General features: G+C 67.5%; 15 protein-coding genes. 10 read left to right on the top strand and 5 right to left on the bottom strand.

All coding sequences use genetic code 11. From position 1 onward, the window contains the following. Window positions 1-2: 2 nt before the first annotated feature. From AC1Q87_RS17370 to AC1Q87_RS17345, 6 genes are all read left to right on the top strand, one after another. The gene (locus AC1Q87_RS17370; RefSeq protein ID WP_492610090.1) at window positions 3-857 is read left to right on the top strand and encodes a class I SAM-dependent methyltransferase; all 855 of its coding nucleotides are present in this window, start codon (window positions 3-5) and stop codon (window positions 855-857) included. Between the two features lie 116 nt (window positions 858-973). Next, window positions 974-3,193 carry a TonB-dependent siderophore receptor gene (locus AC1Q87_RS17365; protein ID WP_492610089.1) on the top strand — a complete coding sequence of 740 codons (2,220 nt, stop codon included), beginning with the start codon at window positions 974-976 and terminating at the stop codon, window positions 3,191-3,193. 2 nt (window positions 3,194-3,195) lie between these two features. Then, window positions 3,196-3,540: a hypothetical protein gene (locus tag AC1Q87_RS17360; RefSeq protein WP_492610088.1), complete on the top strand. Its 345-nt coding sequence runs from the start codon at window positions 3,196-3,198 to the stop codon at window positions 3,538-3,540. Continuing rightward, complete coding sequence (locus AC1Q87_RS17355) at window positions 3,537-5,132, top strand: PepSY-associated TM helix domain-containing protein (RefSeq protein ID WP_492610087.1); 1,596 nt, start codon at window positions 3,537-3,539, stop codon at window positions 5,130-5,132. The genes AC1Q87_RS17360 and AC1Q87_RS17355 overlap by 4 nt, the downstream gene beginning before the upstream one ends. Beyond that, window positions 5,129-5,476: a DUF3325 domain-containing protein gene (locus tag AC1Q87_RS17350; RefSeq protein WP_492610086.1), complete on the top strand. Its 348-nt coding sequence runs from the start codon at window positions 5,129-5,131 to the stop codon at window positions 5,474-5,476. Before AC1Q87_RS17355 ends, AC1Q87_RS17350 begins: the two co-directional genes overlap by 4 nt. A gap of 11 nt (window positions 5,477-5,487) precedes the next feature. Next, window positions 5,488-6,285, top strand: coding sequence for a ferredoxin--NADP reductase (locus AC1Q87_RS17345; RefSeq protein ID WP_492610085.1), 798 nt, complete (start codon window positions 5,488-5,490; stop codon window positions 6,283-6,285). Between the two features lie 254 nt (window positions 6,286-6,539). On the opposite strand, the gene AC1Q87_RS17340 is transcribed toward AC1Q87_RS17345, so the two are convergent. The 5 genes from AC1Q87_RS17340 to arsH form a co-directional block, all read right to left on the bottom strand. Then, entirely contained in the window at window positions 6,540-7,058 is a 519-nt protein-coding gene (locus AC1Q87_RS17340; RefSeq protein ID WP_312161399.1) for an MAPEG family protein, read from the bottom strand. Window positions 7,059-7,108: 50 nt separating this feature from the next. After that, window positions 7,109-9,379, bottom strand: a complete 2,271-nt coding sequence (locus AC1Q87_RS17335) for a methyltransferase domain-containing protein (RefSeq protein ID WP_183776785.1) — start codon at window positions 9,377-9,379, stop codon at window positions 7,109-7,111. A gap of 8 nt (window positions 9,380-9,387) precedes the next feature. Beyond that, the gene (locus AC1Q87_RS17330) at window positions 9,388-10,257 is read right to left on the bottom strand and encodes a cation efflux transmembrane domain-containing protein (protein WP_183776781.1); all 870 of its coding nucleotides are present in this window, start codon (window positions 10,255-10,257) and stop codon (window positions 9,388-9,390) included. Window positions 10,258-10,489: 232 nt separating this feature from the next. Further along, a complete protein-coding gene (locus tag AC1Q87_RS17325) occupies window positions 10,490-11,755 on the bottom strand; it encodes an ATP-grasp domain-containing protein (RefSeq protein ID WP_183776776.1) in 1,266 nt (421 codons plus the stop codon). Beyond that, window positions 11,755-12,489, bottom strand: a complete 735-nt coding sequence (gene arsH / locus AC1Q87_RS17320; RefSeq protein WP_183776772.1) for an arsenical resistance protein ArsH — start codon at window positions 12,487-12,489, stop codon at window positions 11,755-11,757. The genes AC1Q87_RS17325 and arsH overlap by 1 nt, the downstream gene beginning before the upstream one ends. A 73-nt stretch (window positions 12,490-12,562) precedes the next feature. Between arsH and AC1Q87_RS17315 the strand changes: the two genes are divergently transcribed. The 4 genes from AC1Q87_RS17315 to arsC are packed head-to-tail and all read left to right on the top strand — an operon-like array spanning window position 12,563 to window position 15,023. After that, window positions 12,563-12,922: an ArsR/SmtB family transcription factor gene (locus tag AC1Q87_RS17315; RefSeq protein WP_183776765.1), complete on the top strand. Its 360-nt coding sequence runs from the start codon at window positions 12,563-12,565 to the stop codon at window positions 12,920-12,922. 10 nt (window positions 12,923-12,932) lie between these two features. Then, entirely contained in the window at window positions 12,933-13,472 is a 540-nt protein-coding gene (locus tag AC1Q87_RS17310; protein ID WP_183776763.1) for an arsenate reductase ArsC, read from the top strand. A 55-nt stretch (window positions 13,473-13,527) separates the two neighbouring features. Next, window positions 13,528-14,613, top strand: a complete 1,086-nt coding sequence (arsB, locus tag AC1Q87_RS17305; RefSeq protein ID WP_183776761.1) for an ACR3 family arsenite efflux transporter — start codon at window positions 13,528-13,530, stop codon at window positions 14,611-14,613. Next, window positions 14,610-15,023 (top strand): arsenate reductase (glutaredoxin), encoded by a 414-nt coding sequence (gene arsC / locus AC1Q87_RS17300; RefSeq protein WP_183776759.1) that lies wholly within the window; start codon window positions 14,610-14,612, stop codon window positions 15,021-15,023. The genes arsB and arsC overlap by 4 nt, the downstream gene beginning before the upstream one ends. Window positions 15,024-15,080 lie beyond the last annotated feature (57 nt).

The following is a 15,080-nucleotide window of genomic DNA, read 5'->3' as shown; positions in this document are numbered from 1 at the left end:
TCATGCGACCTGACCTGCACCAAGCCAACCGCCTGTCCTGGAATGAGGCCACCCGCGCCCACAACAGCCATAAGGGCGACCAGGCGGCGTTCTTCCGCGCCGGCGGCTCGACGCTCTATCCGGAGGAGCTCGCCCTGCTGGGCGACGTCGCCGGGCGCAGCCTCGCGCACCTGCAATGCAATTCCGGCCAGGACAGCGTCAGCCTGGCGCGGCTGGGGGCGCAGGTCACCGGCGTCGACATCTCCGACGAGGCGATCGCGTTCGCGACACGACTGTCGGCCGACAGCGCCCTCCCCGCCCGCTTCGAGCGCGCCGACCTGTTCGAGTGGTTCGAGGCCGCGGCGGCCGACGGGCGCCGCTTCGAACGGGTCTTCACGTCTTACGGGGCGATCTGCTGGCTATCGGACATCGACGCCTGGGCGCGCGGCGTCGCCGGCGTGCTGGCGCCCGGCGGGCGGTTTGCGATGGTCGAGTTCCACCCGTTCGCCATGGTGTTCGATCCCCAGTGGGCGCCGCGTCACGACTACTTCGCCGAGGGACCGATCCACGAGCCGGACGGCGTCGGCGACTATGTCGCCGATTCTGGCGAGACCCTGGCGCTCGACGCCTATCACCCCGGCGTCGAGACCTTCCGCAATCCGAACCCGGCCTTCGAATTCTATTGGGGCGTCGGCCAAGTGGTCAGCGCCCTGGTGAAGGCCGGCCTGACGATCGAGCGGCTGGAGGAGTACCCCTACGCCAATGGATGGGCGGGGTTCTCGGACATGCGCGACCTGGGCGGCGGACGCCTGGCGCCGCCCGACCACATGGCGCGCATCCCCCTGATGTACGGGCTTTCAGCGGTGCGGTACGGCTGACGCGCCGGCCCGCATTGCGAATGAAACTAAGAATCGCTTGCAACTAAATACATAGGCGCTTACCCCGCCCCCCGAAAACAGCCGCCGCCTTGAGCGGCCAGTAACGGGGGTAGTCGTTGTCCAGTACGCGTTCCAAGTTCCGCCCGGCCGCCTTGGCCATGGTCCTGCTGTCGGGCACGGCCCTGACTTCACCAGCGTTCGCCGACGATGCGAACGCCGACGGTACGGTCGAGGGCGTCGAGGTGACCGGAACCAAGGACGGCTATGGCGTCAAGGTCACCGAATCCGCCGCCAAGCTGCCGCTGTCGCTGCGTGAGACCCCTCAGTCGGTGACCGTGATCACCCGCGAACGCATGGACGACTTCGGCCTGGTGACAATCGCCAACGTGCTGGAGCAGACCACCGGCATCACGGTGCAGGAGAACGACTCCAACCGCGTGAACTTCACCTCGCGCGGCTTCTCGATCTCGAACTTCCAGCTCGACGGCGTGCCTACGGCCTATTCGTCGGGCAGCAGCGTCATGGGCGACACGGTGCTCTACGACCGCGTCGAGGTCGTGCGCGGCGCCACCGGCCTAGTCACCGGCTCGGGCGATCCGTCGGCCACCGTCAACCTGCTGCGCAAGGCCCCGACCCGCGAGTTCGCCGCCTCGGTCGCAGCCGTCGTCGGCAGCTGGAACCGCGGCCGCATCGAGGCAGACGTCTCGGGCCCGATCTTCGCCGACGGCCGCGTGCGTGCGCGCATCTCCGGCGCCTTCGAGGACAAGGAGTCGTACATCGACTTCTACGAGGAGAAGAAGAAGATCGGCATGGCGGTGGTCGAAGCCGACGTGACCGAAAGCACCCTGGTGCGGGTCGGCGTCGACTACACAGAGGTGACGCCGAAGGGCACGACCTGGGGCACCTCGCCGCTGTATTTCCGTGACGGGTCGGCGACCAGCTTCGATCGCTCCTACAACGCCGCCGCGCGTTGGAGCACCTGGGACCGCAACAGCACCAACTACTACGCGGTGCTGGAACAGGACCTGCCCGGCGACTGGAAGTTCCGCGCCGCCTACAACAAGCGCGACAGCGACTCCACGGCCAAGCTCTACTACGGCTACGGCGGCTATCCGGACCCGAACAACGGCAGCGGCCTGATCGTCGCCGACTACTACAACGTCTACCACCAGGAAGAGACCGCGTTCGACGTCTACGCCAGCGGTCCGTTCCAGCTGTTCGGCCGCAAGCATGAGCTGGTCGTCGGCGCCAACGGCTACGACCGCGACGAGACGACGATGAACGACACCATCGATGCGTCGAAGCGTCCCTATGCGATGACCGTCCCGAACATCTTCACCTGGGACGGCCGCATCCCCGAGCCGGTGCTGCTGCGCTACGGCACGCCGGCCCAGATCAACCGCATCAAGGAGACCGGCGTCTACGGCGCGGTGCGCCTCAACCCCACCGACCGCCTGAAGATCATCGTCGGCGCCCGCAGCAGCCAGTACGAGACCCAGAGCGACCGTTACAACCTCGCCGGCGTCTACCAGCGGACCGCCAACGCCTATTCCGAGGACAAGGTCACCCCGTACTTCGGGGCGATCTTCGACATCACCTCGCAGATCTCGGCCTATGTCAGCTACTCGGACCTGTTCAAGCCGCAGAGCAACAAGGACAAGAACAACGAGCAGCTGGATCCGGTCATCGGCGCCAACTACGAAGGCGGCCTGAAGGCCGAGTTCTTCGACGGCCAGCTCTATGCCGCGATGACCGGCTTCTACGTCCAGCAGGACAATCTGGCCGAGGTCGACCCGACCGTGCCCGACGGCTTCCTGCTGCCGGACGGCAGCACCGCCTATCGCGCGGTGACCGGGGCCGAGACCCGCGGCTTCGAGGCCGAGATCACCGGCCAGCTGACCCCGCGCTGGCGCGTGGCCGGCGGCTACACCTACGCCTACACCGAGAACGCGGCGAAGGTGCGGATCAATACCCTGAACCCGCGCAACATCGCCCGCATCCAGACCAGCTACGACCTGTCGGGCCGGCTCGAGGGCCTGACCATCGGCGGCGGCCTGAACTGGCAGAGCGAGATCTACACCCTCGCGACGATCCCGGTTCCGGGCAACACCAGCGCCCCGGGGACCAACCCGCCGACCATGCGGGTCAACGTCTCGCAGGGCTCGTACGTGCTGGCCAGCCTGATGGCCCGCTACCGCTTCAACGAGAAGCTCAGCGCGACGCTCAACGTCGATAACCTGTTCGACGAGACCTACTATCGCCGCGTCGGCTTCTACAACGGCGGCTACTATGGCGAGCCGCGCAAGGTGACACTGACCCTGCGGGCGGCGTTCTGAGCATGAGCGTCGCGCAGACCGCGCCGCCGCCGGCGGCCAAGCGCAAGGGGCCGAAAGGCCCCACTTGGCGCCAGCGGCTGGACGTGGCCGCCCGAGCCGTGGCGGCCATCGTCGTCGGCTACGTCTTCGCGGCGCTCTCGACCGCCGTGCTCGCCCGGCTGCTGCCGGGCGGGGCGGAGGAAGCGACCATCGCGGCCACCCTGCTCTCCTTCGCCGTCTACACCGCCGTGGTCATCTGGGCCTTCGCCGACCCGAAGACCTGGCGCGTGTGGCTGGGCCTGGCCGCCGGCTGCGCCGCGCTGGGCGCCATCCTGTGGATCTCGCTGATCGTGGAGCCGCGGCTATGAACGGGTCCTTCCGCCAATCGATGGCCTGGCTGCACACCTGGAGCGGCCTGCTGGTCGGCTGGGTGCTGCTGGCCATGTTCCTGACCGGAACCGCCACCTACTTCCGCCCCGAGATCACCCGCTGGATGGAGCCGGAAACCGGCATGCCGGCGGACTATCACATCAGCGCGGCCGGCGCGGCGGCGTACCTGTCCAAGGTCGCCCCGAACGCCAAGAGCTGGTCGATCTCGCTGCCCAACGAGCGCCAGGCGACGGCCAACGTGTTCTGGCAGCCGCAGCCCAAGCCGGGCGAGGAAGAGCGCCCGCGCCGCCGCGGCCGCAACCGCGACACCCAGGCGACCCTGGACGCGGCCACCGGCGAAGTGGTCAAGCCGCGCGAGACCCGCGGCGGCGAGTTCTTCTACCGCTTCCATTTCCAGATGCACTACATCCCGGTCATCTGGGGCCGCTGGTTCGCCGGCCTCTGCGCGATGTTCATGCTGGTGGCGATCGTCTCCGGGGTGATCACCCACAAGCGCATCTTCAAGGACTTCTTCACGTTCCGGCCGACCAAGGCCGCCCAGCGCTCGTGGCTGGACGCGCACAACATGACCGCGGTCCTGGCGCTGCCGTTCCACGCGATGATCACCTACACCGGCCTGGTCACGCTGATGACGCTGTACATGCCCTGGGGCGTGCTCGCGAACTACACGTCGGACGACGCCTACTTCAAAGCCGTGTTCCCACGGGCCGAGGAGGTCGAGCGCAGCGGCGTCGCCGCCCCGCTCATCCCCCTGCCGAAGGTGCTGGACGAAGCCTCCAAGGCCTGGGGCGGCGGCCGGCCCTCGTCCATCAGCGTCAGCAATCCCGGCGACGCCGCGGCCCGCATCGAGGTGACGCGCCATTCCGGCGACAACCTTTCCTATCGGGGAGGTTCGCTGACCTTCGATGCGAACGGAAACCTGCTGTCGCGTTCGCCGCAGCCGGGACCGGCCAATGTGACGGGCGGGGCGATGTACGGCCTGCACATGGGCCGCTTCGCCGAGCCGGTGCTGCGCTGGGTCTACTTCCTGTGCAGTTTGGCCGGCTGCGCCATGGTCGCCACCGGCCTGGTGCTGTGGTCGGTCGCCCGCCGCCAGAAGCTGCCCGATCCCGAGCGCCCGCACTTCGGCTTCCGCCTGGTCGAGAAGCTGAACATCGGCACCATCGCCGGGGTGCCGGCCGGCATGGCCGCCATGCTGTGGGCCAACCGCCTGCTGCCGGTCGAGATGGCCAACCGCTCGCCCTGGGAGGTGCACAGCATGTTCATCCTCTGGGGCGGGATGATCCTCTACGCCTGCCTGCGGCCGAACAAGAAAGCCTGGATGGAGACCTTGGGCCTCGCCGCCTTCATGGTCGCCGCCCTGCCGATCGTCAGCGCGATCACCACGCCGCAGCGCAACCTCTTCGCCAACGCCATGCGCGGCGACTGGGCGATGGTCGCCTTCGACCTGACCCTGGTGGCGCTGGGCGCCCTGCTGGCCTTCTGCGGCTGGAAGGCGGCCCGCTACAAGCCGGCCGCTAAGCCCAAGCGCAAGGCGCCCGCTCCCACCGTCGCCACGGAGGCCGCATGACCCATCTCGCCATGCTGCTGTTCGCCTATGCCGGCTTCGTCGGCGTCTGCGCCTCGATGGCCAAGCACCAGCCCGAACTGCTGGGCGCCAAGCTCGACCCGCTGCGCCAGCGCCAGGTGCGCTGGGGCGGGGCCGCGGGCCTCGCCGCGGCCTATGCCTGCGCGGTCTGGGCCGACGGCTGGAAGTTCGGCTCGGTCGAGTGGGTGGGGGCGATCTCGCTGGCCGCGCTGACCCTGACCCTGGTCGCGCCCTATCGCCCCCGGCAGGCCGCCCAGGCCGGCGCCGGCGCGGCCTTCGTTGGCGCGATGCTGGCGGCCAGCGCCCTGTTGCTGTCGATCAAGTAGGAGTACCCGCGATGACCGCCGTCACCGCCGCGCCCAAGGCCAACGCCGCCTTCAACGTCGAGCGCGTCACCCACGTCCATCACTGGACGGACCAGCTGTTCACCTTCCGCACCACCCGCTCGCCGGCCCTGCGCTTCCAGAGCGGCCAGTTCGTGATGATCGGGCTGCAGGTCGAGGGAAAGCCGCTGGTGCGCGCCTACTCCATCGCCAGCCCGCACTACGCCGAGGAGCTGGAGTTCTACTCGATCAAGGTCGCCGACGGCCCGCTGACCTCGAAGCTGCAGAACATCCAGGTCGGCGACGAGGTGCTGGTCGGCCGCAAGCCGACCGGGACGCTGGTGCTGGACGCGCTGCTGCCGGGCCGCACGCTCTACCTGCTGTCGACCGGCACCGGCCTGGCGCCGTTCCTCAGCCTGACTCGCGATCCGGAAGTCTACGACCGCTTCGAGCGGGTGGTGGTCACCCACACCTGCCGCGCCGAGGCCGACCTCGGCTACCGCGAGATGCTCGAGACCCTGCACGCCCATCCCGAGCTGGGCGAGTTCGTCGGCGAGCGGCTGAGTTACTATCCGACGCTCACCCGCGGCGCTTTCAAGACCGAGGGCCGGATCACGCAGCTGATCGAATCCGGACGGCTCGCCGCCGATCTCGACCTGCCGCCGCTGGATCCCTCGAACGACCGGATCATGGTCTGCGGCGGGCCGCCGATGCTGGCCGACCTGCGCACCCTGCTCGATGCGCGCGGCTTCGCCGAAGGCTCGATCGCCGAGCCCGGCGCCTACGTCTACGAGAAGGCCTTCGCCGGCTAGGCGCCGGCCATCAGAGAGGAGGAGTTGGTGCGGGCGGTCGGGCTCGAACCGACACTCCTTTCGGAACCGGATTTTGAGTCCCCTCCGATTCCACCAATCTTTTGATTCTAATATATTTTATTTCCGCGTCAAGCGAGCTGTGTAACCGACTGTGTAACTCGTGCGGTACGGCGACATATGCGGCGGGGTCAAGCCGCTTCGATGCGGCAGCACTGTCACGGCTTCACCACCTGTGGCGGCGGATGGAGTCGAGCTCAGCCCAAGGCCGCCACCTCGGACGCAACGTCGATCGCCGCCCAGCCAATGGCGCCGAGGCCGGGGAGCACCGTCATGGCGATGCCGAAGGCGCGACCGCCCGCGCCATGCGGATAGCCGCGCAGGAAAGTCACCCGCCCGAGGCTGAAGAGCACGACGGTCGCAATAACGTAGGCTAGCGCCGCTTCGCCGCCGACCGTAGCGAGTGCGAGGATTGCGACGACCGTGATGAACGCCTGTTCGAGGGTGTTCTGGAGGAAGGCTCTTGGCACCGCTAGGCGAGGACTTGGCCGGCTGTAGGCGGAACCTGCATTGTCCTCCGCGGACTCAAACCGCACCTTGGCGACCATCCGCACGCCCAGCACGACCCAAAGCACGACTACGAGTCCGGCCCTGAGTGCGAAGGCCAGTCGCTCCACCAGGGGCTCGGGAAAGGTGAAGATCCTGGGCAGGCCCAGGCTAGCGATCACGAGGATCGGGGCGCAGACGGCTAAGGCCAGGAGCGACTGCTGAAGCACGGCTCGCTGCTCCTTCGGAAGGTCGACGTGCGGCGACACAAGGGGCTGTCTCACCTCGATGGCCTCCTAGGACGGGCCCAGAGCCGATAGGTGTCCCCGAAGGTCTCGGGATACTGCAGCTCGTACCGATGCAGACGCTCGAAATCGCGCAGGGCGGCCGTTCGCTGGTTCTCCGCAAGGTAACGCGCCTGATCGGCCGCATGGCCGAACTGCACGCCGAGGAACTCGAGCCCGGCACCGCCCAGCAATTCGCCGACCTGCAGCAGGGTGAAGCGATGCTCGTTCACGTGGAACAGTAGGTCCCGACAGTCCGAGAGCGTCCAGAAGTCGGAGGCCGGGCTCATCACGCCCTCCAGCTCCGGCGGCTCGCCGTCGAGCATCAGGTCCCGCCGCAACGCCCGTATGCCTTCGGCGTCATCCCGATAGCCGGACCGCGCGATGTGCGCTCGCGCCGCCACCACCGCTTGCCTGCCGATCTCGCTGTAGAGACCAACGAGAAGGAATCCTTCGGGCTTGAGCAACTCGGCGACAACCTGCAGCGCCTTGGCCGGATCGGCCATGTGGTGCAGCACTCCGAAGCTGTCGATTAGGTCGAAGCGCTCGCTGAGCGCTGGCAGGTCGAGGATGTCGGCCTGCAGGTGCTGGACCTCGGTCAGCTCGTATTCCCGGGCCTTGCGCATGGCGTAGCCGAGGCTCGTCGCACTGAGGTCGACGGCAAGGATCGAGGCGCCGCGGTAGATGTTCGCCACGCGCAGGGTTTCGAGGCCCGTGCCGCAGCCGGCCACAAGCACGCGCGGCCGCTCAAGGTCAGGAACCTCGCAGGCCGGCAAGTCCGGGACAGCGCTCTGCACCGCCGAGCGGAAGGCCAGCGGCTCGTCAAGGCTGCCGCGGGTCCAGCGGGGATAGGGATTCTGCTCGTACTGCGCCCGGACCGCGAGCGAGACGGCGTCGGTTGGAGACTTGAGAATCGGAAGGGCGGCGCGCAGCGCCGCCTCCTCGGCCGGCTCGGCTAGCTGTTCGCGCAGCAGGTCGGCAAGCGCCGGCAGGGGCCTGGCCCGGAGACGCGCGGCTAAGGGCGTCGACGCCAGCGGCCGATAGGCGGCCACGATCGCGACCCGCGCCGCGTCTCCAGCGTCCAGTTCGCCGTGGTCGAGGGCGGCGATCTGGGCGTCCACCCGCCGTTGCTCCTCCGCTTCGGCGAAGTGGGCGTACTCGTTGAGGAACGCCTGCCGGGCGAGCGCAACCGCGAGGCCGAGCTCCCCTTCGAGCGCCTCGGGTTCTCGGTCTGCAAGCACCAGAAGATCCGCCCGCAGTTGCACAAGCAGCAACTCGATCCCGACGTCCGGGATCGGCGCTGAGGCCAGGAGGCCTCGGAACAGCGGATCCGCCACCAGCCGAGTGGCGGCCGCGGCCTCGCGCTCCAGCGTCTTCGCCAACATCCGCGGGGCAACGGCGATCGATCCGAGGAGCCGATCGATCTCCGGATCCTGACGCAGGACGGCGATGGCCGCGGTCGCCAGGTTGCGGGGATTGACGTCAGTGCGATCGAACAGCTGGAGAAGGAGCGCGCGAAAGACGGGCGTCGCCGGAGCCACGCGCGTGTGCCGCAGCGCCCGGGCCAACCGCCGCCAAGCCCCGTCGTCGTCGGGGGCTGCCTCCACGGCCTGCGCGAGCGCGTCGAGCCCCCCAACACCTTGCCCGAGCTGCAGAAGCGCAAGGCCGAGGTTCGTGAGCAGGGCGGCTCGCAATGGATGGCCGAGCGACGTTGCACTCAGGCCCGCAGCGAAGAGGTCGGCGGCGCCGGCCGGATCGCTGACGCCGAGGCGCAACAGGCCATACCCGCTCAGCGCCGCGGCCAAGGCCGGTGCGATTCGAAGCGCCTTCTTGTAGTGAGCCTCGGCCTCGCCGCTTCGGCCGAGCCGCCGAAGCGTGTCCCCGGCGGCGGCGAAGGCCTCGGCGAAATCCGGCTTCAGCCGGCCGGCGCGTACGAACGCCGCGGCGGCAGCCTCGTAAGCTTGCGCGCGCCGGTGGGCCTCCCCCAGGTTGTACTGAATGAACGGATTTTTCGGCTGCCCTGTCGCCGCCCGCTCGAACCACGTGATGGCCTCCCCGGCGCGCCCCGTGTTCAACGCGACCGTGCCGAGCACATTCATGGCCGACGGGTCCCGAGGCTGCACGGCCAGGACCCTCTCTGCATAGCCCCGGGCGTCCGTCCAGCGACCGGCGTTGGCGTGCGCCACGGCCTGATGCAGATCTTTGACCGCCCGCGCCGGCAATCCCAGCGGCGCCCTGGGAGACAATGGCGTTGGACCGCGTCTCATCCCCGCACTCATGCCGCCGCCAAGAGGCGCGCCTCGCGCAGGTCCGTCCGCGCATGGCGGACGATCGACCAGGAGGATTGAAGGAAGAGGCCCGCGATGATCACGGCCACGACGAGGTCGGGCCAGGCCGTGCCGGTCCAGGCGACGAGGCCCGCGGCGATGACTACGGCGAGGTTGCCGAGCGCGTCGTTGCGCGAGAACAGCCAGACCGCCTTCGCGTTAGCATCGCCGCTCCGGTGCGGCACGAGCAGGAGCGCGGCGATCACGTTGGCGACCAGGGCGATCACGCCGAAGACCCCCATGATCTCGGCCTCCGGACGGTTGAGCACCAGCACCCGATAGGCCGTGTTGAGCAGGACGCCGGCGCCCAGCAGCCCTAGGAATACGCCCTGCATGAGGGCGGAGCGCGCGCGCCAAACGAGCGACCAGCCGATGGCCAGGAGGCCCAAGAAGGTGATGGTCCCGTCGCCCATGAAGTCCAATGCGTCGGCCTTAAGCGCCTGCGAGCCTGCCACAAAACCGGCGGCCATCTGGACCAGGCCATAGCCAGCGTTGATCAAAACGACGAGCCAGAGCGCCCGCTTGTAGGCCGGCGTAACATGACTGAGGTCCGGCAAATCGTCGTCGTCCGTAACCGCTTCTCGCAGCCGGTCGAGCCGATAGCCGAGCGACTCCACCGCCTGCTCGACCGTCGGCGCGCGGAGCGCCGGGTTGTCAAGCTTCAGCGTCATCAGCGACGTGGCGATGGAGACGCGTGCTTCCTCTACGCCGGGCAGCTTGCCGACCGCCTTCTCGATCTTGGCGGCGCAGTCGCCACAGTCCATGCCGGTGATCCGGTAGCGAACCACGTCTAGGGCGCTAGCGTCGGTCTTCGTCATCGTGGGCGACCTTGTTTCCAAGCCGACCCTAATTGCTCTAGCTGCTAGAGGATCAACCAGAAAAATGCGCGCCGGACCCACTCGCCTCCCACCGCCAAGCGCACACGCTGCCGGGCTTCTTTAGCCCTCGATCTGCCGCGTCGCCCTTGCGTGTCACGAAGAGACCTAGGTCTCGCCGAACTCGCACGCGTGAATCATGAAAGCGCCTCCCTGCACGTTCAGGCGCTTCGAACTATGCGAGCGTGATCACCGGCGCAAATCCGCCTCCCGGCGTCCGGAAGTTGGTCGTCTGGCCCTGATAGAGACGCGCGGCGGCGAGCATCGTCTCGCCGGCATAGGTGTAGAGGCGGACGTCCATCTTTCGGGGCTGCGGGTCACCGTCGACCTGGACGTGGCGCTCGCTGGGCGGCGCAAAGTCCTGAGCGATGTAGCCGCCCCGGACGATCGTCTCCCAGACGCCGCGCGTCAGCTTGTCGCCGCGATAGACCGCCTTCCCGGCATGGCCGTTCGCCGGCTTGAAGAACAGCGATTTTCGCCCCCGCCAAAGCGCGTCGGCGTTCTCGGGCGTCACCAGGCGCGCATCAGGTAGGCGAGCCAACGCGCGGCGGAGGCCCGTTGGAACACCCAGCTCTTCCAACCGCTGTGGGTCCGACAGTATCGTCAGGTTGCGCTTGTCAGCCAGCAGGGCGTGATTGCGCGGGTTGGGAGTCACGACCACGTCGCCGGTCGAATAGGCCTGCCGAAGGACGGCGTGTTCGGGCCGGCAAAACGAGAAGTCGACCAGGCGATTGTAGACCATGTCGATGGCCACGCCGCCCAGGCGCAGGCGCCCGCCTTCTAAGCGCAGGTCTCGGGGATCCGCGATCAGCGCCTCCACGCCGTGGCGCTCAAAGAAGGCCTGGGCCAGCAGGAACTCGGGATAGAGATACTGCTCCTCCGGCCGCTCATCGATGATGGCGACAACGCGCGAATGCCCTGCCCTTCCCTGCAGTCGCCACTCGGCCTCGAACATGCGCCAGGCGGCGGCCTCGAAATCCTCCAACGGCGTCGCCGCCGGCACGAGCGCCCGCACCTGAGGGCAGCAGGCGACCTGGGCCTGCGCCAGCAAGGCGTTCAGGAAGGCGCCTCCGGCGTTTGTGTTGACCTCGATGAGCTTGGGCCCCTCAGGGGTCAGGTGGAAGTCGTAGCCCATGAAGGCGCCGCGCGGCCCAGGGTCAGCCTTCGCGATCTCTGGCGCCCAGCCCAGCACGAGGTCCTGGAAGGCAGGCAACTCTGCGACCGCCTCGATGGCCGCCACGACGGCTTGCATCGCCGCCAGGTCGGCGGCCGACAGGAACACCGGGGCCTCGGAGAAGAGGTGCGGACGTGCGGCCTTCAGCACGTCGAGCGGGACGACGCCGCCCCCTGCCCGGTCGACAATCGACCAGACGTGGTCCGGATCCACGTCGATACAGAAGCAATCTCGGTTGAGCTGCTCTTCCTGAGTGAGCGGCCGCACTAGCTGGCCTTCCGCTCATGAGCCATGGCGATGGCGCCCAGTTCGTCGCCGACCGTCACCCGCCCCTCGGCCTTCCGCTCGCTATAGCGGTCGACCAGATAGTCGGAGCGGCCTCGGGTCAGCAGAGTGAACTTCACCAGTTCCTCCATCACGTCGACCACCCGATCGTAGTAGGCCGACGGCTTCATGCGGCCGGCCTCGTCGAACTCCTGATAGGCTTTGGCCACCGAGGACTGGTTCGGAATGGTGATCATTCGCATCCAGCGTCCCAGCAGGCGCAGCGTGTTCACGGCGTTGAACGACTGTGAGCCGCCGCTGACTTGCATGACCGCCAGCGTGCGTCCTTGCGTCGGGCGAACGCTGCCGACCTCCAGAGGAATCCAGTCGATCTGGGCCTTCATGATCCCGGTGACCGCGCCGTGGCGTTCGGGACTGCACCACACCTGGCCTTCCGACCAGAGGGACAGTGCGCGCAGTTCCTGCACCTTGGGGTGATCGGGCGACTCCGCGTCCGGCAGAGGCAAGCCGGTGGGATCGAAGATCTTCGTCTCTGCGCCAAGGCGCTCAAGGATGCGAGCGGCCTCCTCGGTCAGGAAGCGGCTGTAGGACCGTTCGCGCAGCGAGCCGTAGAGCAGCAGGATGCGCGGCGGGTGCGAGGAGACCTTCGGCGGCTCCAGCTTGGCGAGCGTCGGGGCGTCAAGGAACTGCGGCTCAAGGGCCGGAAAATCGGTCATCGGGTACTCAATTTTGCGAAGCAGCTAGCGCGAGCGTCATTGAACGGTCGCATATTTCATGTATGTTGGAAATATGGAAATGAAAGCCGCCGTCACCAGCCTCGCCGCGCTCGCCCACGAAAACCGCCTCGCCGCCTTCCGCCTGTTGGTTCAAGCCGGCCCGTCTGGTTTGGCGGCCGGAGAGCTGGCTCGCAGGCTTGAGATTTTGCCGAACACGCTTTCGGCGAGCCTCACCGTCCTGAGCCATGCCGGCTTGGTCGGCTCGCGCCGCGAAGGCCGCTCGATCATCTACACCGCCCACTACGACGCCATGAGCGCGCTGCTGGCCTTCCTGATGGAAGACTGCTGCGCCGGATCGCCGGAGATCTGCGCGCCCTTGGCCGACATGCTCAGCCGCAGCGCCTGCTGCGCGGACGACCTCGTCAAAGCCTAGGGAACGCGCCATGCTCCACCCCGAGAAGAAGCTGCCCTTCAACGTCCTCTTCCTCTGCACCGGCAATTCGGCGCGATCGATCCTCGCGGAATCGATCATGAACCGGGTCGGGGCGGGCAAGTTCAAAGCCTACTCCGCCGGCTCCATGCCGGCCGGCAAGGTCAATCCCTACGCCATCACGCTGCTGCAGAAGCTCAACTACCCGACCGACCAGTTGCGCTCGAAGCCCTGGGACGAGTTCGCCGCGCTCAACAACCCCGAGGCCCCCGAACTCGATTTCGTATTCACCGTCTGCGACAACGCCGCTGGCGAGGTCTGCCCGATCTGGCCGGGTCAGCCGATGAGCGCCCATTGGGGTCTGCCTGACCCCGCAGCGGTCGAGGGTAGCGAGGCCGAGAAGACCCTCGCCTTCGCCGACGCCTACCGGATGCTGAACAATCGCATCAGCATCTTCGTGAACCTGCCGATCACCTCGCTCGACAGCCTCTCGCTGCAGAAGCGCCTGGACGACATCGGCAAGACCCAGGGCGAGCCCGCCGGGACCGAATGACTTTGAGAGGATGACTGTGTCGCGTGAACAGACGGCGCCCGAAGCGCCGAAAGCCATGTCGCTTTTTGAGCGCTACCTGACCCTCTGGGTAGCGCTCTGCATCGTGCTCGGCATTGGTTTGGGCCACTTCTTTCAGCCTGCCTTCCAGCTGATTGGCTCGGCCGAGGTCGCCAAGGTCAATCTGCCGGTCGCCGTCCTGATCTGGCTGATGATCATTCCGATGCTGATGAAGGTCGACTTCGGCGCGATGCGCCAGGTCGGCCGCCATTGGCGCGGGATCGGGGTGACCCTGTTCATCAACTGGGCGGTGAAGCCGTTTTCGATGGCAGCCCTGGGCGCCTTCTTCATCGGCTATCTGTTCCGCCCCTACCTGCCGGCCGGCGAGATCAACAGTTACATCGCCGGGCTGATCCTACTCGCGGCTGCGCCTTGCACCGCGATGGTGTTCGTCTGGAGCAACCTGACGCGCGGCGAGCCGAACTTCACGCTCAGCCAGGTCGCGGTGAACGACGCCATCATGATCGTGGCTTTTGCTCCGATCGTCGGTCTGCTGCTGGGCATTTCCGCGATCACCGTGCCCTGGGAGACCCTGATGCTCTCCGTCGGGCTCTACATCGTCATTCCGGTGATCATCGCCCAGGTCGCCCGCAAGGCCCTGATGACCCGCGGCGAAGCTGCGCTGCAAGGCGCGCTCGCCACGCTCGGCCCGGTCTCGATCATCGCGCTCCTGGCGACGCTGGTCCTGCTGTTCGGCTTCCAGGGCCAGCAGATCATCGCCCAGCCGGCGATCATCGCCATGCTGGCCGTTCCGATCCTGATCCAGGTCTACTTCAACTCCGGGCTGGCCTATCTGCTTAACCGCGCTAGCGGTGAAGCCCACTGCGTCGCCGGGCCGTCGGCCCTGATCGGGGCCAGCAACTTCTTCGAGCTGGCGGTCGCCGCCGCCATCAGCCTGTTCGGCTTCACGTCGGGCGCGGCTTTGGCGACCGTCGTCGGCGTTCTGATCGAAGTCCCGGTCATGCTCTCGGTCGTCGCGATCGTGAACGCCAGCAAGGGTTGGTACGAGCGTGGCGGCGCCGTGCGCCGGGTGGCCGCCCGCGAACAGACCCCAACTCCGAAAGCCTCGCCGGTGAAGTCATGAGCTCATCCGAATTTCCGATCGCCATCTTCCACAATCCGGCCTGCGGCACCTCCCGCAACGCCCTGGCGATGATCCAGGCGGCCGGCTACGAGCCGGCCGTCGTCGAGTACCTCGAGGCCGGCTGGACCCGCGAACAGCTTGTCCATCTTCTGAGCGAGATGCACGCCGCACCGCGCGACATCCTGCGCGAGAAAGGCACGCCGGCCGCCGAACTTGGCCTCCTAGATCCCGATGTCAGCGACGATGCGCTGCTCGCGGCAATGGTCGAACACCCGATCCTGGTGAACCGGCCGATCGTCGTGACGCCGAAGGGCGTCAGGTTGTGCCGGCCTTCGGAAGCGGTTCTCGACCTGCTCGACCGCGCACCGGAGACTTTCACGAAAGAAGACGGCGAGGTCGTCCGCCTCTAAGTCGCGCGGAAGCTCCGCCCGCCAGTGACACTTCAGCCAATCGGGCGGATAATGTCC

This window comes from Phenylobacterium sp. GW823-FHT02A09, assembly GCF_058797775.1.
This window is presented reverse-complemented; position numbering and strand designations above follow the sequence as displayed.